This is a genomic window from Paenibacillus brasilensis (genome assembly GCF_009363115.1).
Classification (GTDB): Bacteria; Bacillota; Bacilli; order Paenibacillales; family Paenibacillaceae; genus Paenibacillus; species Paenibacillus brasilensis.
In genome coordinates, this window is sequence record NZ_CP045298.1 from 509,156 (window position 1) to 527,813 (window position 18,658).

Genomic DNA, 18,658 nt, shown 5'->3' on the forward strand with positions numbered 1-18,658 from the left:
GGTGTAGGAACTTTCATTCTACACGAATCCGGCCATGGGCCCTTTTTTATTTATTTCCAGCAGGTGTCGCACTTCATATTACAATCCGTCATAAAAATTCTCATTTATTAATTTCATCTGCTCAACTATAACAGTTACTCACATTCATTCTGCTATTTCATTTGAAGCATGTTATAAATCATCTCAGCCGCTTCCGCACGTGTGACTTCCTGTTTGGCACGGAAGCTTCCATCCGGATATCCTTGTACTAGTTTAATTTCGGTTAGACCAAGTACATCCTTTCTGGCCCACTCCACAATTTGAGAGGTATCTGAGTATACACTGCTTTCATGTTGTGGTGTAGCCTTGATAACGTTATTCACCATTTTAGCCGCCTGCTCACGGTTTATGACCCGATCCGGACCAAATTCTCTATTACTAAACCCGCGAGCGACCTGATCTTTAATCGCCGTTTTAAGTAAACCAAGGTACCAGGCGGATGGATTGATATCCTCGAAGCCTAAAGTCACATCCGTTTCGAGTGGTAATTTCAGGGAACGGACAAGCATCGAGGTGAATTCCATTCGTGTTACAAGTCTGTTTGGCTCGAAAAGCGTGTGGGTCGTCCCCTTCACTACACCCAAATCAGCAAGTGCATTTATTTTCTCTCTATTAAATATCCGATCAATGTCACTAAAATGATTGGACTTCGTCTCAACTGACGGAGCTTGAATGAGCCCTGTTTCTATTTGCTCCTTCACAGTAGATTGATCAACAGACTGAATCGGTTTTACACTCACCGCACCTCCTGCTCCGCCACCTTTGTCCACAGGATTCCCCGTAGTTTTACCGTTCACCTGTTTTGCCTCTGTGCGTTTTCCTTGACTGTTTTCTGCCCAGAGTTGAACTGTGTACAACTGCTTCTCTCTGAGCTGTCTCCAGATAAAGCTTCGCTCCTTACCACGGTATAGTTCTGTTCCTCCTTCACTGATGAGAACGAAAATATCATTATGATGCTCTGATTCCCAATGGATGATAAACTCATTATTCGTTGTTTCTGTCTTCGATAATTTGAAGTCTGGAGACGGCAGTGTTTCCACTTCAACTTCGGTCGGCTTACCTTCACCACTCGTGTTAACTGGCTTAACGGTAATACGATACACTGTAGAACTATCTAATTTGTTTAATTTAAACTCATTATGGGTCGTATGACTGATAAGCACTCCATTTTGGTATACATTGTAAGCATCCGCGCCTAGAGCTTCTTTCCACGTAACAACCAGATTTGTATCAGTTACGTCTTTCACAATCAACCTGCTATCTGGTATTTCATCTGGCAACGCACGATACGTGAACGGAGCTATGTCACCTGCACCGCTCGTATTCATGGCTTGAATACCAAACGAGTAAATCATACCGGGTTGGATACCTGAAAGTGCAATATGAGCATTTCTGGTGTCAAAGACTTCTCCCGTATCTCTGCGGATTACAGCATATTGATAAGCGCTATTTGATCCATCCCAGCTCAATGAAATCCGGCCATTCCCAAGTTCTGTAACTTTTACATTTTGCACCTGGGGCGGTAGTGTCAGCAGTTCTTCCCACGCCGGTTGACTGAAACCGCTGCTGTTACCGCTGCTCACTTGAAAATTATAGTTTTTCCCACCTTCCAATCCAGATACAACTACGCGTGGCTCGGTGCTGTAATAATCTTGCTCGTTGATTGTTACCTTATATTGAGTTGCTCCGTCAACAGGCTCCCATTTCAATGTGGCCTCGTGCTGCCGAACATCTACTGCTGCAAGCTGTACTGCCGAAGCAGGTAGCGTCAATCCATTGATAGTCGCATCTTCACCTATACCACTCCGATTGTAGGCCCGTATACGAATACTTGCAGGCCTCCCCGCTGGCAAGCCCTCAAAAGTATAAGAATGGATACCCCGGGGAATCTGCACATTTGGCTTATCGTTAACACTCAAAATGTATCCTTCAGCCCCCTGCACATCTTGCCACATTACACCAACGGAATATACATCCTTCGTCACACTCGCCAGCGTAGTTACCCGAGCCGGTAATGTGATGACTCCCAGATGAGCATAATCTCCGAATCCCGTTGTATTTTCAGCCGAAATGCGATAAACATACTCTGTTCCCGCCTGAAGATCATTATCTGTGAATTCCGTATACACATCATGATAAACCGATACTTTGTCTCGATCTAACGCGTAGTATGTGGCTGTGACTACATCATTCCATTTCAATTCAACTCTATCTTCTCTTACAGTTACATTTTGGAATCCGGCTGGGCTGTCTGGCAGGCTTAAAAAAGATACATGCTTTGCCGCCCCCTCTCCAGTCTCATTCATAGCTGATACAGAAACATCATAATATTTACCAGACTCCATTCCCGTAATTGGATTATATACATCCTGTGTAACCGTATCCCTAAATATGACTTCTCCCGTACTTACGTCCGTTGCTACAATATTATATTTATTAGCAGAAGCAACTGGCGTAAAGTCGGCCATGATCTCTGCTGGATGACGAGAGACAGTTCTTAACTGAATAAGATCAGGCGCATCAGGTAGCGTTAAAACGCGCACTCGATTGGAATACGCATTGCCTCCCACATGATTACTGGAACGCACTTCATATTCGTATTGATGTCCTCCCTGCAGCTTTTTATTGGTAAAAGAATTTGTCGGATGCGCAACATCCCAAACCTCATGGGTTGTTAGATTCCGGATAGAATAGACGTAACCATCATTCAAGCCAGATGGAAGAGTCCACTGCAAATCGGCCTCTGTGTTTCGTATGGATGTTGCAGAGAGTACAACCGGCTCAGGCTGCTTTTGAATGAGAAGTGCACTGCTGACTGTTTCAGAAATGTTACCCGCCTGATCTTTGGTCTTGGCATGAACATACCATTCACCTTCATTTAAAAGATTCAACTGGATTGCTGTATCGGCCGCTGCATCCCAATTTTCAGGTGAATCAGGACTGTTTGTGATTCTATACTGCATTGTTGCTGGCTCGATCCCCGAATGCTGGTCGGCATATCGTATCTCCACATCAATACTCGAATCCTTCCATTCACGCGAATTCGGCGTCAACTGGATTGTCGGGGGTTCCAAATCAATATAAGACGTTGCCGACACCGGATCACTTCGATTTCCAGCTGCATCTACAGCTTGAGCAGTCACTTTTACGATACCGGAGCGATTTAATATTCCCGATGATCCAGGCACATAGCCGCCAGAACCCCATTGATATTCATAATGTACTGCTGTAGTATCGGCCGCACCCGATAGAGAAAATTGCACTGGCTTATTGGTGTACCGGGTAGGCATCGTCACCTCGGAAAACGTAACTTCTGGAGGCGTTGGTTTGGTTCGATCAATCATGACCGATTGAGTCACGACTGGACCAGGAACATCCAGGTTATTGATTGTCCGTGCTGATAACTCGTAATTCCCTTCAGCAGTTAATGTCACCATACCCTGATACGTCTGCCACTCCCCTGTCGGACTCAAGCGGTACTGTGTCAGCTTAATTCCATTTATCGGGTCACTTCCTGAATCAATGGAAATATTTACATCATGGATTGTTGGACCTGCCTCACTAGCCCGGATGACAGGAGCAGTCGGCCCCTTTTTATCAATGATGACTTCCTTGCTTACTTCTTGGCTCACATTACCAACGCTGTCTATGGAGCGTGCATAAACCATGCTTTTGCCGTCCTTATTCACATGAAACACTCCAGTATAATCTTGCCAATCCTGATTCACAACACCCGTCATACGAAATTGAGTATGGGCCAGTCCAGAATAATCATCTGTTCCCGGCTGCAATGAAAGGACATAGTCATTACTGTTCCCTGTTGCATTTATGACTGGTGGGGTTGGCGGCATCTTGTCTATTCGAACTTTCCCGGCGGAAAGGCCACTGTACTGGTTATTTACGTCCACTGTCCGGGCATAGATCGTATTTACGCCATGGTCATATACAGTAAAGGGTCCTGTATATGGCTGGAATGCTCCTCCATTCACACTATATTCATAGTATTTTAGCCCTTCGGGGGCCACGTCCCCGTTGATCCAAACAGTTACAGGTTCTTTGGTCCAGCCTGTAACCGCCTGTCCCTCTGCACCTGCATGAATCCGGGGCGGTGTAGGCATCAGGTCCGATTTGGGAATGAGACGGATGCCAAACCTGGATATTTCATTACTTGTCTGCTGATTGTACCCCATGGCTCTAAAATACCGAATATCCCTTAATGTAATAGAGTCAGTAATCTCTACCCATTTTCCTTGATAAAAACTATCAGCATAGAATTTTATTACATTAGTCCATGTATATAAATTCGTCCCGTCAGGTCTCCAGCTGCTCCCCGCTGCAGCATTAGATGCATATATTTCTGTATGATAAGACCCTTCAATGTAAACAAAAATCCTGTAATCAGCAGTCTGAATAGACCTTCCGATATCAATAAAACGATTAGTTGGCTGCACACTGCCATCACATTTGTATCTTGCCGAACCCATGCCGCTGTAAACTTCCGTTGCTCCTACCCCGCTTCCTGACGGAGTGCCCCAACTGACGCCCCCACCCGGCAAATTGTTTTGGCAAAAAGGACCGCCGATGATCTCTTGGGTAGCGGCTGATACCCTTTCCGGAAATATGGGAATCATCGTTAACAGGAGTAGAACAGCCAACAATCCATACACCCACTTGCTATACTTCCTTACCTTTCGCTTATTTTTTCGATGCATACACTTCTCCTTACTTTATTTTATTTTCAAAGAGCTTTACAGACTCGCTTCGGCTAAAATAGAAAAAGCACCTCAAACGAAGGCGTTAATGCCTAAGTTTGAGGTGCTTCCTCAAGTTCACGAGTATGTTTTGAAGCTATTATACTTTGTTCCAGGCGGGATGTAAACAGAACTGTAAAATTATTTGAAGGTTTTAATCTACCTTAACACCCAAGTTCCGAAAAAATCCCCGCATATTCTGCATATAAGAGTCCTGAGTAGCGGAAGCTTCCTTCAGTAGAGTTTGCATACTGTTCATAAATGCGGAAGCCGAAGTCGTATCAGCTTTGTCAAACCGATTCTTTAACTGTGTGTTATTTAACAGCTCTTCCATCTGTCCCGTACGTTCCTTGTATTTGTTAATCCAATCAGGGTTTTGAGGGACCTTTTGCGCAAAGCTTAACAGTTGGCTCAGTCCATTTCCTCCACCCTTAATGTCATTCATGAATGCCGCATATTGTTGAGGATCCGCCTGCTTCATCACTTCCGACAGTTTGACGTAATCCTCAGGAGCACCTAACGGGCGATCTGTTGGAGTCGTGTAGCTAATATCTCCGGTCTCTGAATCAATGGATCGTGTCAAAGCAATTCCAGCTATCTGGTTCATGGTTTCCAGAAATTCTTTGGCCTTATCGCCTTCCATGTAATGATCTGCAATATACTTGGATTGGGAAACTCCCATCTCCAGCAACACCGCTCGCTGATTCTCATCCGTTACCGTCCCGTCGACAATAAAATTGGATTGAATCATATTGTACACTGAATTGGACACTTCTTCTGGTTGACCTTCCAAAACCCGGTTTAATGAATCATTGATCTGTGTTGTACCAAAATACTTGGCAGCATGTGACACAATAGCTCCTTCGGCCAGCTGTCTGCCGGCCTCACTAATCTCCACAGTGTCCTGAACGATCAATCCAGATTGTTTTTCTTCATGTAGCTGGGGGGATGGAACTCCTTGCTTGCTTGACGGATTTATCCGTAAGCTACTAGAGTTAAGAACCGCTTGTTGTGCTCTAAGAGGCCCAAAATTCATCCTGTTTCCTCCTGTCATGTTTGTAACAGGCATCTAAGGCGTATGTATAATGTAATGTAACCCTGTTTGTATATATATCGGACAAAGCATATATGGAATGAATATATGCTTTGTCCAAAAATGAACATATATTGAAAAAAGCTACCTTGGCTTTAAATATAAAGTATTCAAATAACAAGTCATTGTGGAGATTTCTTTATGAACCCATCCATCACCCGCCATAAACACTATAGGCAAAGTGATATACAATATCTGTGTCTATAATCGAAGTACCTGACACTTGAGCAGCTACCCCTGAAAGATCATAGTAATGTGTAAAACTGATTGGTCCAGGCAGGTATTCCGCAATACTTCCAGTTGAAGATGGCAGGGAAAGGGTTACACTAAAGGCTCCATTCTGATCCGTATAACCAGTGCCTGTACGAGTGCGATTCCCGCTGCTTTCAGTCCAGTTCTGGTTCAACCAGGTTACATCCACTGGCGCATTTGCCACTGCATAACCATCAGTTGTCCTAACAACACCTTTTACGGTAAGGTTACTGCGTTGATTAACCCGATAATGACGACCATATGAGTAGCTCGGATAATCATTAGGACCATTGCTGGAATCATAGCCGGTAATTTCAATTTTTCCGGCCCGAAGTACCGGCTTAAGTGTGAGTGTATACAAATGATCAGGTGAATACTGATTTGTTGTGTATACTCGCACATAGTAGGTTCCTGTATTTAAGGTAACGTTGTGATTCGTTTGCGGTAAAAGCACCATTTGGTTTCCTGTTAAAGCTCCATAAACTTCTGCGTTGTAGCCGTAGCTTTCCGAAGTATTGTCAAGCTTTACATTCAAAGCATCATAATTGCGGCTGGCAGGGATCGTGATTTGATACCAGTCGTTATCAATACCGGAATGAATAGAGCGCGAATTAAGCGATGAGCCGCCCGTACTAAAGGTGAAATTATAGGCATGAAAAGCACTCTCATCCGGCTCATAGGCATCATAGCTGGAGCTTGTGTCGACCGTTAGATAGAAAGGATCATTAATGCTAGATCCCTTCTTGGCATGGACTGCAAGCGCGTAAGCCTTTTCATATCCAGCAGCGTTGCGGGTGCCTACGTTTTCAGGAAGTGATGCAGCCCCCTGTTCATAATTGTTAAAATAAGTACCATAGGTGGAAGCGTCAATGGCATTGGGATTAATATCACCTGTCGTCATATCAAATTCGTACAAGTATAAGTCATAGTCTAGCTGGGCTGAAAATGGACCATCTAACTGGGCCTGCAACAGTTCACCGGGCTGCAAATAAATCGGATATAAAAATTGTGTGCCCCCCTCTTGCGTAATCGTACCGGAATACGTAGCAGAGGAAGCTGTGGCTGATGCAGCCATTGGGCTTGCTTTCAGCGAAGAAATGGTTTCCCTTTTCAATGAGGTTGTGTCTGGGGTCTTGAAGTTGAGATTTTCTTGAATGACATAAACCGAAGACGTTACGCTGTCTAGCTTGTCTGCCCGCTTTAAACGCTTAATTACGTTTCCTTTATCAGTTGTTAGCTGAATCTGAGATTCCGCCTTAATCGCTTGATCCGATACAGCCTCCGTGCTTTCACTCGCATTCGCAGTCATTCCGAAAGCAAACAGGAGCATCACGCTCAACATCACTGCAATAGCCTTTTTGAACCTCTTCATACTGAAATCCCCTCTCGAATGGTTTAAGGAATTCCCGCTATCCCCGGATAAACCAGGGCACTTTCTAGGCTGTATGGCTCTATCATAAATCATTTTTGGTTCTATTGGAATATATTATGCAAAATATTTTCTATTTGTAATCTATGAAAACAAGACCATTTTCTTATCCTTGGTGAATAAACATGAAAAGTCGCTCTTTCTGAAATGGAAAGCCTCAGCTAACCATTCAAAAAAGGCGACTCTCATGAATCGAAACTATATTAAAGCTTATCTTAATTTCTCAAGCTGTAAGCAAACAGATAAACAATGTCCGTTGCACTAATCGAAGTTCCATCGACCTGAGCCGCTACTCCTGTAAGATCATAATAGTGTGTGGAACCAATTTCACTTATATAATCCACATTTTTTCCTGTCGATTGCGGAAGAGAAAGCGTTACACTAAATCTACCGCTATCATCGGTGTACGCAGAAGCCGTTCTCGTACGGTTACCGCTGCCCTCGGTCCAGTTCTTATCCAGCCAAACGACCGTGACAGGAGCATTGGGAACCAGTTGGCCATCCGTCGTTTTCACAACACCGTTCACAATCAGGCTGCTGCCTCCGCGCCCCGTTTAAGGTGCGAATGATCCGGGGTTTTTATGTGCGCTTGGGGTTCGCACCGGATTAACTTTCCTGTTGCACTTATGTTAAAAACCAGATCAATCAACTTAATTTCGACACTATTTTACCATAAAAATCCTACCATTCTCTTATTTATACGATATAATCAAATAATATGGATAGTTCCTTCTGACTATTAAATGAATCGAATTACCCATAACATACATAAAAAAGGGGAATACAGATGAAAAAACTTAGCCTGTTTATGTTAGTAATATGTTGCTTCTCCATTTTGGCAGCCTGCTCTACCGATCCGGTAAAAAAAGATCTAATCACCTATGTGAATGATGGAATGCTTCCATTGGCACAAGAGGAAAAAACAGTAACTGATAAGTATACAGCTGCGACCGGAAATAATTACACTGATGACGTAACACTATATAATACTTTAAAAGATGATATTATCCCTGAATACACCAAATATGTTGATAAAGTAGAAGCTGTAAAGACGGAAACGCCTGAGGTAAGAGCCGTCCACGAAACTTACATCAAGGCCGTTAATACTCAAAAAGATGCCCTCATTATGATGCTCGATGCGTTGGAAAAACAGGATATGGGCTTAGTCAGTGAAGGTAACACCAAGCTCACTGAGGGTAGAAAGCTACTCAGAGATTTTAATGAACAAGTCAACACACTTGCCAAAGAGCATGATGTTACTTTGAATAAAAAATAAGTTTTAAAACTCCCTTTCTAGGGAGTTTTTTTCTATGCATTTATGAATATTCGAAGCAAATTACCGCTTTACTTAATTCTCTATCATAGAATAAATAGACGACTTCCGCCCCAAACGCTTGAAAATAATGTCCGGTGAAGGAACCGATATAGGTAAAAGTCTCACCATTGGAACGTTTGGGCACATGGGGCAAATTGGTTTGCTCGAACCGGAGCACCTCTTCGATCGATTCACCATATTCCTTTATATAGCTTTGAGCCTCATCAGACTGAAATGCGATATCATCCAAAATGCCGTTGACTTCAGGGAAACTCAACCCCCAACCATTGAACTTCTTTTCCTCAAAATCACGGGTGAGTTCATCTACAGATTCTTTGGTATTCCCAATGCTTTATCTCCCGCTAATTTCAGCGTTTCATAGGTGGCTTCCAACTACTCTTTCTAGTGAAGTCTAAAGTAATCCAGTTCGCTTCGAATTTGTATTTACCGTCAATTACATCGAATCCCAACATATCTTCCTTGGTAAAAGCAGTATGAAATTGCTTCTTCTCACCCGCACAGCCTTCGTGAATTTCTTTTGCGGAAACAAAATGCAGCCACTTCTCCTGCTCCGGGAATAAAAATTGAAGATTAATCGAGCAAATCGGCTAAAAGTGCTTCCGATAATGTTTAAGATCGCCAACAAATACGTCCTCAAATGCTGGAAAATGTTTGATGTATTTCTCAGGTATATTCATAGATACTCCCCTAGTTTGTGTAGTTCTCTGGCTGCTTTTCGATCTGAAACGTTCCTTCACTGGAAGTCACGCTATAAAGTTCATCAAACCCTTCTTCGTAGCTCGGAGCCTTTAGTTTACTCATAACGCTTTTAATACCGATTTCAGGAATATACTCTTTGCCTGTGCGCTCCTCATTACGCTTGATGGATTCTACAAAATTGGGTTCAAAATAGTAACCAATAATCTTAAATCCCTTATTCTTACAAGCATCTATATATTTCTTCCGTTCCACAACCGTTGGACTCGTATTGTCTACAACAAAAGGCTGCATTGTTTCGATGGAGGCTTGAAGGTAAATGTTTTCCCTATTCCGTGTTTTAAGCATATCAAGGTTTATTCGCATATGTGTTTTGAAGAAATGTTCTTTATAAAATGTCGATTTGCCTGAAGCCTGAATTCCTATAAAAATGACACACTCCAAATCTCACACTTCCTTGTCCAAGTATACATATTAGTTAATATAATCCCTATTTTGTGAAAAAATAGGAATTAAGCAAGACAAGAAGAAATTAGTAGATGGACTTGCAAAATTCTCCGTTTTTCATAGTATCTATTCCCCAAATGTTAGGCTATAATAATTTAAAATTTTATTTTATTCCGATAAGAAAAGGATGATATATATGAGTCAAGCTGCAGCCTCAATACCACGCCCGTTAGTAAGGGCTAATCAATGGATAATTGTTTTATCTGTAGTTTTCGCTTGGATCACAGGGGGATATGGGGTGCTAGCTATTCCTCTTATCGCGGGGTTGCTCGGTGTCCTTTTTAACTTCAATCCGGTAATGCGAATAGCCAAGCTTTTTTTGAAGAAAAGCCCCTCCTCGTATGTGCAGGAGGACCGAGAACAGCAAAGGTTTAATCAGCTTCTTGCTGTCTTTTTTCTACTGGTCGCTTGGGTAGGATTTATGATCCAGTGGAATATTGTCGCTTATGCATTCTCGGCCCTGGTCCTGGTGGCGGCATTGATGGCTATCCTTGGTTTTTGCATAGGATGTTTTGTTCTCTACCAATGGTCCCAATATCAATATCGAAGAAGAAAAGACGTATAAACAGAAAAATCTCTCTATTATTTCCATTCCAATTAGAACATCGTTAATTAAATCGAAGGTGCAGCCAACCTCTCCAACAATATGGATTCGATGTCGGTTCCGCCTTCTTTTTATTTTGCAGTAATGTTATCTTCAAACACAAAAACGGAGATGGCTATATCTTCTTCCACTTTAATATCTGAAAAGAGATGCAGCAGCCGTGAATCCATGTAATCCTCCAGTTCTTTATTGAACTGTACGGGATAGATTTTTTGAACCATTTTGGTTCGGGCTGCATGCACCATCTCTTTCCCGGAAGGCTCTTGCGCCAGAAACTTTTCGGATGGGGTCAAATTTCCATACAGCATCGTGATGGCCATATTATCTACAAAGGTCGTATGTATGCGTTCCGGGCCTTTCCCAAACAGCTCTTTGCGTACTTTTCGAATAATTTCGTTAAAACCCGTTTCCCTTCTCATATCGCACCGCTCTCCTAAAATCTACTAAAATCCCTGTTACTATTTCCATCATAACCGATTCCTATCATATAAAACAGAGAGCAAGCGAAAGTGATTTTTGGAACATGCTTTTATCTGCAATTATAAGCGTTCATTAATTTTGATTAACATTTCCTCTAAAATTTGCTTTTCCTCTTCGGTCAGGGCTTGAACAATTTCGTCCTCCACCTTTTGAAAAGAGTCACTAAAAGCTTCAATCAGTTCAATGGCTTTTGGTAAAACATAAATATTTTTTTGCCGTTCATTATTGGCCGGGATTTTGCGCTCGATGAATCCTTTTTGCTCAAGACCTTGAAGCATGCTTGTAATGCTGGCTCCGCGCAGATGAAACCGATCGGCAAGATCCTTCTGAATTAAATCATTTTCTTGATTCTCGTAGATATATCTAATCATTTTTCCTTGTTGAGCATTTAATCCCAACTCTTTTATACTCTCGTCCGCTCTTTTCTTTAACTTAAGACCGATAATCTGAAACAAATCCAGATAAACCGTATCCTTTTGGGTTTTCATAATCGTTCCTCCTCAAATTATTAGAAGTCTAATTGTCAGTAAATAAACTATATAAATCTCTAAACTGTTTGTCAAACAAAAAATTAGTTTATTGACAGTCATAAAACTAACAGTTAGAATTCTAACTGTTTAAAACCAAACACTTAGGAGGAACGACATGAAGAATGTAACTCAAAGCTCTACGTTAGAAAAAGTTACAGCGATTACGAATGTACGTATTTTCGATGGAGAAAAAGTTATTGAGCCCAGAAATGTTATCATCCATGGGGAAACCATTATTTCGGTAGGCGGAGACCTTCCGACGCATGCAACGATCATCGACGGGGAAAATGCGACATTATTGCCCGGCCTGATTGATGCGCATGTCCACACTTCAATCGGTGGGTTACGAGATGCTTTAAAATTCGGCGTCACGACAGAACTCGAAATGAACGGCAGTTTTACAGAAAGAGGGCGCAAGATCCAGTTAAAAAACGTGAATGACGTCGCCGAAGTCCGTTCTGCCGGCACAGCGATCACCGCTCCAGGTGGTCATCCGGATGAATTATTGCAGGATGAGGATGAAATTCCTGAGTTCGTATTAAAGGAATTGGAGAAGTTACCAAAGGAAAACCGGGAAGCTATGCTAGCCGCTTACGCTCACGATCACGAAAAAGTGCCCCAAGTGACGACAGTCGAAGAAGCGATCAAACATGTGCATACCCAAGTGGAGAGTGGCGCCGACTATATTAAAATCATGATTGAAGAAGGGACAGTCTTAGGTGCCCCTGGACTGCCTATTTTAAGCGACGAGATTCTAAAAGCAGCCGTAGCAGAAGCCCATAAGTTCGATAAAATTGTCATAGCCCACGTCTTGACGGCTCATTCTTCGCAGACCGCCATTGATATTGGAGTCGACGGATTGGGTCACTTATTTCTCGACAGGCCCAAATACACATCCGAGTTGGTGAAGTCCATAGCGGATTCAGGCGCATTTGTTATACCGTGCTTGGTATTGAACTCATCCATTCTGGGGAATCCGGCATCAGAATTGGCGAATGATCCACGTGTTTATTCCAAATTAAGTCCGGAATGGACCGATATTTTGAACTCAAGCTTCCATACTTTCCCGCAAGGCAATTTGGAGAATAGCTTTAAAAATGTGATGGATCTTCACCGTGCCGGTGTGGATATTCTGGTCGGGACGGATGTCGCTCCCGTTCCTGTTCCGAATCTTGGCGGCCTTGCTCATGGAGCTAGCGTCCATCATGAAATGCAATTGCTGGTTGAGGCCGGATTTACTCCGATAGAAGCGCTTCAGTCGGCTACATCGAAACCGGCCCGTTGCTTTGGGCTTAACGATCGCGGCCGTATTGCCGAAGGTGCGCTCGCTGACTTTATACTAGTAAACGGTGATCCGACAACCAACATCTCGGATACCTTGTCGATCAAATCCGTATGGTTCAAAGGTGTACAACAACTATGTTAATCAGAATCTCTCGAACAGGAACAATTTACTGATCTCATTTGTATGACTTCCATTTTTACTTCCCGAGGATAGCTTAATCTTGTTGCCAACGCAAAAACACCTCCAAAGTTTATCCTCATATCTTACGACATGGGGATTCCCTTTGAAGGTGTTTTAATTGCAAGGAACATTGTAAGAAACATACAAACAGTGCGCACCGCATAGCGTCGGTACGCACTGTTTTTCATTGAATACGAGGCTTATTCGTAGGCGCCGATGTTCACAGCGGCTCCCTGTACTCTAGGCTTCCCGTCAATATCCAGCGTTCCGATGATGGCACGGTCCGTGTCACCGGCATCAATTGCCTGTGACGAAGATTGAAGATGGAAATCGTCTCCCGCAGCATTCACAAATTTGGGGTCGATGAACAAAGAATGTGCATCGTTGCCGGTTCCCTTTTTATAAGCGGAGAAACCCGTATATTCCTTATTTTTCCATTTCCAATTAGCTTCCGAGCTGCCGCCGGGTGCAAAATATAAATTATAATCCACAACATTGCCGGAATTTTTAGTGTATTCATTGGAGATCAACACACCCGTGGAGCTGGCCACGAAAATATTGTTCTTGATCACGTTGTTTCGCGTATCGTACTGAACCAAAAGCTGGCCGCTTCCGTCGTCAAATGTATCGTTCTTGAACAGCGTATTGTTCACGATCTTGCAGTTTACCGTTGAGCCACGCTCCTCATTGTAACCGCCCATGGCGATGCCGGTCAGCCGGTTGTTATATATCACGTTGCTGCGGACCGTAATATTGCTGGTGGCTTTGCTGGCATGCTCGGAGGCCATTTCGATGCCAATGTCGTTGTTGTAGCTGTAGTTCTGCTCGATAATACTGTCCTTGCCGCCATCCACATAAATTCCGCCGGCCGAGTTGTCGTCTTTCTTGTAAGATGGGTTATTTCGAACAGAATTATTGTACACCCGGTTGCCCTTCACCAACCCGTTCCGCGCCTGATCGTAAGCGGTATTCGGGGCGGTTCCCTCAAAGCCGATCAGATCGATTCCGATGTTGTCGTTATCGTGAATGAGGTTGTCGGTCACCGCAAAGCCATCCACGTTGCCGTTTAAAACGAGCGATTCGCTGGAGCCCAGCACGAGATTGTACAGCTCATTGCCGCTGATCGTAAGGTCGTGAAGCGAAGCCGGAGCTTTCGTGCCGTAAACAGCGATGCCGTGGGCGTCCCGACCCAGCCGATCTTTGCCAGCCGGGGTGACCGTGTTTTTGATGTCATGGATTTTGTTGTTGGACAGATTAATGAAGCTGCCCGAACCGTGGACATAAATACCTACAGGCACAGCGTTCTTGGAAGCAGTGGTAAAATTGCGGATTTCAAACCCTTGAACGGTAACGTAATTGACATCGGCCAGTTCGATCAGCCCTTCAGTCCCGCTGACCGAAAGTCCTGTGCCGTCAATGATAGCGGTCTCCGTCCCATAGCTGGTGAACACAATGGGACCCTGCGAAGCAGAGCCTGAGCGGGTGATCTTCAGTTTCTGATTGTACACGCCGCCCCGGACGTAGACCGTGCTTCCCGCGGGAGCCACGTCAGCCGCATGCTGCAGTGTCTTCCACGGTGCGTCGGTCGTTCCGGCGTTGGAGTCGCTGCCGCTCGTGGCCACATAATATTCTGTGCCGGCCGCGGAGGCGGCCCGGGGCTGCACATTTACGGCCGCCAGACCAAGCCCCAAAACCATCGCTAAACCTACCCACAAAATTCTCCCCAATTTCTTCATGATTCCATACCTCCCCTTGTTTGCACTTGTAAATTATACCATAAATTCATTGAGGCTAGTCCAACCAGATTTGCTGTAGAAAAGGAGTGAGCCGTGTATCAATCACTCTTTGATACCAGGCGTGGCGTCATAGCGAGGTAGCACATGATTTCTTTAGAACGCTTGTATTTTATTTATGGCAGCGACCCCACTGTTCGAATATGCTTTATCGAAAGTGGAGCGAGAGCGAATGAAGTCTAAAACTTTATTTTCTCACGAAAAATAAAACACAGCCTGCCCCATCGGCAAACTGCGTATGTTCTTACTCCAATCAGGCTAATCCTTTACCAGCCGATTTGAAAGCATAAGCATAATAAAAGAGAATAGAATGATAACGGCTACCCAGCTCCAGGAGAGTGTCATATTCCCAGCCTCCGATGCGGTGTAGATCGCCGTAGGCAGGGTTTGAGTTTGTTCAGGAATATTACCCGCAAGCATCATTGTAGCGCCAAATTCCCCCAACCCTCGGGCAAAGCCGAGAATGTATCCTGAGATGAGCGGTCGGTAGGCAAGTGGCAACGTAATGTGGCGAAACACTTGCCACTCGTTGGCACCTTGCACACGTGCAACCTGTTCTACCTCGGGATCTACGGCTTCAAAGCCTGCTTTGATCGTCCGGTAAGCCAATGGAAAGGCAACAACCACGGCGGCCACTACTGCTGCTCCCCATGTAAACACGATTGTCTGCTGGAAAAAGCTTTCGAAGGCTATACCGATCCAGCCTTTTCTTCCCAGCACAATGAGCAAAATAAAGCCGACCACTGTGGGAGGCAAAACGAGCGGAAGAAGTAAAACCGTCTCGATCACGCTAATTCCCCTTCGCAGCTTGCAATTTGCCATCATCCGAGCCACAACGGCAGCTAACAGAAAGACAAAAATGCTGGCGACGAGTGCTACTTTAGCGGATACGATAACTGGAGGCAGGAAAGCCGACCAATCCAACGGGACCCCCTCCTTTATATATGGATTCTATTTTCCAGTCGTTGTTGAGGGAGCTGAAAACCCATCTTTACTGAACACACTCATAGCTTCATCTGTACGCAGAAAATCAAGAAACTCGCCTGCTTCCTTGCTGTGTTTAGTTGCTTTGACAATAGCTTCCGGGTATAGGATTGGTGCGTGCAATTCCTCTGGTATTTCCAGCGCAACAACAGCTTTATCGGATGATTTGGCATCCGTCAGGTACACAAGTCCAGCATCGGCGTTGCCTGTTTCAACATAGTTTAATACCTGTCTTACGTCTTTGGCGAATACCATCTTGGGCTCCAGCTTGTCCCATAGTCTGGCCTTCGTCAGTGATTCCTTGGAATACTGTCCGGCAGGAACGGTAGCAGGCTCCCCAACCGCCAGCTTCAGGAAAGAAGGGCCCGCCAAATCATTGAGCGTAATGCCTTTGTTATCCGTGCTTTTCGCCCTATCCTGCGGAACAACCACAACCAGTTTATTTTGAAGTAATACGCTATCCTTTTCTACTAAAGAAGCATCGGTCAAGGCCTTCATTTGCTTCATGCCTGCCGAAATAAATACGTCAGCGGGTGCGCCCTGTTCAATTTGTTTTTGCAATGTGCCGGATGAAGCATAGTTAAAGGTCAGCTTGATATCTGGGTGCAGCTTTCCATATTGGTCCTTGAGTGTATTCAGGCTATCTTGAAGACTGGCAGCAGCAGATACGATCAGTTCTGTTTTGGGTGCAGACGGTGTAGACTGTACAGCAGCCGGAGACGAGCAGCCAGCCAGTACCCATGCCAACAATCCAACGAGTGTGAATATGTACCCGAATTTCATTTTCAACTTGTTCTTCCCCTGTCCTGTAAATTCCGAAATGAGATGACGATCTACATCACATAAAGGTTCAAATCTATTTGGCTAACCCAAATATTTGTGATAAATAGATCTCGCCTCGGCGATGTCCTTCGTGCCATGGATTAAGACGCGTCCATCCTGAAAAAGAACGATTCGATGCGTCCCGATAACAACGGATACCAAGTATGGATTATGCTCCACCTTGCCCCCCTGACGGGATAACAGGCGGGCCGCTTCGTTCAGATCACGTACAGCCCCCGGGGCCGGGCGAATTTGAACCGTATCTCGTCCGCACAAGACAGCCGTTTTAGCCTGATGCTCCGATTGTAAAAAGGGATACACCGGATGCTCACCACATGTCGGGCAATCGGCTTTCTTCATGGCGCTTATATGGATCGCTTGATGCTGATTGCTCCACAGATCGAAGGAAACCAGCTTGCTCTGCAAGGCTGAATCGTCCCCGGTGAGCAGCTTCAATGCCTCGGCGCTTTGGTAAGCCGCTACCATCTGTACAGCAGGGCTAATCACACCAACCGTGTCGCAGGTCGCACCGCCGAGTGGTACAGTTCCGAGCAGGCAATGCAGGCATGGTGTCTGCCCCGGCACGATGGTAAAGGTTGTCCCATAACTGCCTACGCACGCTCCGTAAATCCAGGGGATTCGGTGCTTGACCGCGTAATCGTTCATAAGCAGACGTGTCTCAAAGTTGTCGGTGGCATCTACGATAAGGTCCACCCCTGCTGCGATATCGTCGATTTCCTCTAACGATACGTCCCGGACTAGCGCACGGATGTCCACGTCCGAATTGATTTGCTGCAATCGCTTCTGAGCGGCCACCGCCTTGGGCATATGTTCACGGGCATCCACTTCGTCATAAAGCTGCTGGCGTTGCAGATTGCTCCAATCTACATAATCACGGTCTACCAGCGTCAGCCGTCCGATGCCCGCTCGCACCAGCATGTCCGCATTGGCGGTCCCCAGTGCACCAGCACCCACCATTAACACGTGCTTACTGCGGATATTTCGCTGGCCTGCCGTTCCAATTTTCGAGAATAGTTCCTGTCTGGAATAACGGGCATGAGACGCATGCGTATGCGCTTGTACATCAGCATCCGTTTTCTGGTCCTTGTTCATTTCTGACATCGTTGATTTACGCCCCCTGTCCTCGTTCTCATTCGGAAGCTATTGGGTATTATGAGGGCTCCAGCCACCCAGCTGATGCCCCTTCCACTCTGAGCCGTCCTCCCACACTTCCTTTTTCCAAATCGGTACGATTTGCTTTAACTGTTCAATGGCATAGCGGCTGGCTTCGTAGCAAGTATCGCGGTGTGCAGCAGAAACAGCAATCACCACACTGGTCTCCCCAATCCTCACTGTGCCAAGCCGATGTGTAATTGCAGTACGTGTAGACGGCCAACGCGCTGCAATTTCGTCACCAATTTGCTTCATCGTATTCATCGCCATCGGGACATACGCCTCATATTCAAGCAGCACAGTTCGCTGACCTTGCGTATATTCCCGAGTCGTCCCATTAAAGGTCAACGAGGCTCCATGAGAAGGGTCGTGCACCTTGGAGGCTACTTCATCAGCATCAATCGGGTCGTATGTGATCGCGAATAATCCACATTTGGAAATGACCGTTTCCATTCCGGGCGCCGATTGAAGAAGAGCAATGGTATCTGATGGAAGAACAAGCTCGTCTGGAGAAGCCAGCCTTTTATGGTGGGTAAAAAAAGAACCCTGTAGCTGTGAAGCCACTTCGGGATATTGCTCATACAGCCCTTTTCGAATGTCTGCAATCGTCACCGTTTCCTGTGAAAACTCCAACGTGATTACGTCACCAAGTTGCTCCGCCATAGCCGTGCATAGTTGAATACGGTACTGCATATGCATCTGGC

Annotated in this window: 14 protein-coding genes and 2 pseudogenes; 3 read left to right on the top strand and 13 right to left on the bottom strand. The window is 45.0% G+C overall.

What is annotated here, in order from left to right; genetic code table 11:
- Window positions 1-152 precede the first annotated feature (152 nt).
- The 4 genes and pseudogenes from GCU48_RS02240 to GCU48_RS02255 all read right to left on the bottom strand — a co-directional run.
- The gene (locus tag GCU48_RS02240) at window positions 153-4,751 is read right to left on the bottom strand and encodes a fibronectin type III domain-containing protein (RefSeq protein WP_152378893.1); all 4,599 of its coding nucleotides are present in this window, start codon (window positions 4,749-4,751) and stop codon (window positions 153-155) included.
- A gap of 193 nt (window positions 4,752-4,944) precedes the next feature.
- Window positions 4,945-5,826: a hypothetical protein gene (locus tag GCU48_RS02245; protein WP_152378894.1), complete on the bottom strand. Its 882-nt coding sequence runs from the start codon at window positions 5,824-5,826 to the stop codon at window positions 4,945-4,947.
- Between the two features lie 211 nt (window positions 5,827-6,037).
- Complete coding sequence (locus GCU48_RS02250; protein ID WP_152378895.1) at window positions 6,038-7,507, bottom strand: hypothetical protein; 1,470 nt, start codon at window positions 7,505-7,507, stop codon at window positions 6,038-6,040.
- 272 nt (window positions 7,508-7,779) lie between these two features.
- A pseudogene (locus tag GCU48_RS02255) lies at window positions 7,780-8,109 on the bottom strand (hypothetical protein); the annotation flags it as partial.
- A gap of 242 nt (window positions 8,110-8,351) precedes the next feature.
- On the opposite strand from GCU48_RS02255, the gene GCU48_RS02260 reads away from it, so the two are divergent.
- Complete coding sequence (locus tag GCU48_RS02260; protein ID WP_025719541.1) at window positions 8,352-8,840, top strand: hypothetical protein; 489 nt, start codon at window positions 8,352-8,354, stop codon at window positions 8,838-8,840.
- A gap of 40 nt (window positions 8,841-8,880) precedes the next feature.
- On the opposite strand, the pseudogene GCU48_RS29015 reads toward GCU48_RS02260, so the two are convergent.
- Both GCU48_RS29015 and GCU48_RS02270 read right to left on the bottom strand, forming a co-directional pair.
- A pseudogene (locus GCU48_RS29015) lies at window positions 8,881-9,484 on the bottom strand (siderophore biosynthesis protein).
- Window positions 9,485-9,587: 103 nt separating this feature from the next.
- Entirely contained in the window at window positions 9,588-10,040 is a 453-nt protein-coding gene (locus GCU48_RS02270) for a bifunctional polynucleotide phosphatase/kinase family protein (protein ID WP_152378896.1), read from the bottom strand.
- Between the two features lie 199 nt (window positions 10,041-10,239).
- On the opposite strand from GCU48_RS02270, the gene GCU48_RS02275 reads away from it, so the two are divergent.
- Window positions 10,240-10,668, top strand: a complete 429-nt coding sequence (locus GCU48_RS02275) for a DUF4395 domain-containing protein (protein ID WP_152378897.1) — start codon at window positions 10,240-10,242, stop codon at window positions 10,666-10,668.
- Window positions 10,669-10,778: 110 nt separating this feature from the next.
- On the opposite strand, the gene GCU48_RS02280 is transcribed toward GCU48_RS02275, so the two are convergent.
- The gene (locus GCU48_RS02280) at window positions 10,779-11,126 is read right to left on the bottom strand and encodes a Na-translocating system protein MpsC family protein (RefSeq protein ID WP_025719546.1); all 348 of its coding nucleotides are present in this window, start codon (window positions 11,124-11,126) and stop codon (window positions 10,779-10,781) included.
- Between the two features lie 120 nt (window positions 11,127-11,246).
- A complete protein-coding gene (locus GCU48_RS02285) occupies window positions 11,247-11,675 on the bottom strand; it encodes a MarR family winged helix-turn-helix transcriptional regulator (protein WP_152378898.1) in 429 nt (142 codons plus the stop codon).
- Window positions 11,676-11,832: 157 nt separating this feature from the next.
- On the opposite strand from GCU48_RS02285, the gene GCU48_RS02290 reads away from it, so the two are divergent.
- Window positions 11,833-13,143, top strand: coding sequence for an amidohydrolase family protein (locus tag GCU48_RS02290; RefSeq protein WP_152378899.1), 1,311 nt, complete (start codon window positions 11,833-11,835; stop codon window positions 13,141-13,143).
- A gap of 239 nt (window positions 13,144-13,382) precedes the next feature.
- On the opposite strand, the gene GCU48_RS02295 is transcribed toward GCU48_RS02290, so the two are convergent.
- The 5 genes from GCU48_RS02295 to GCU48_RS02315 all read right to left on the bottom strand — a co-directional run bounded on the left by GCU48_RS02295 (window position 13,383) and on the right by GCU48_RS02315 (window position 18,647).
- Complete coding sequence (locus tag GCU48_RS02295) at window positions 13,383-14,918, bottom strand: right-handed parallel beta-helix repeat-containing protein (RefSeq protein WP_152378900.1); 1,536 nt, start codon at window positions 14,916-14,918, stop codon at window positions 13,383-13,385.
- Window positions 14,919-15,233: 315 nt separating this feature from the next.
- Window positions 15,234-15,899, bottom strand: coding sequence for a molybdate ABC transporter permease subunit (modB, locus tag GCU48_RS02300; RefSeq protein ID WP_025719550.1), 666 nt, complete (start codon window positions 15,897-15,899; stop codon window positions 15,234-15,236).
- Between the two features lie 27 nt (window positions 15,900-15,926).
- Entirely contained in the window at window positions 15,927-16,748 is an 822-nt protein-coding gene (gene modA, locus GCU48_RS02305; RefSeq protein WP_025719552.1) for a molybdate ABC transporter substrate-binding protein, read from the bottom strand.
- Window positions 16,749-16,823: 75 nt separating this feature from the next.
- Window positions 16,824-17,903, bottom strand: a complete 1,080-nt coding sequence (locus GCU48_RS02310) for a thiazole biosynthesis adenylyltransferase ThiF (RefSeq protein WP_280116420.1) — start codon at window positions 17,901-17,903, stop codon at window positions 16,824-16,826.
- A gap of 39 nt (window positions 17,904-17,942) precedes the next feature.
- Entirely contained in the window at window positions 17,943-18,647 is a 705-nt protein-coding gene (locus tag GCU48_RS02315; RefSeq protein WP_152378901.1) for a molybdenum cofactor biosynthesis protein MoaE, read from the bottom strand.
- Window positions 18,648-18,658 lie beyond the last annotated feature (11 nt).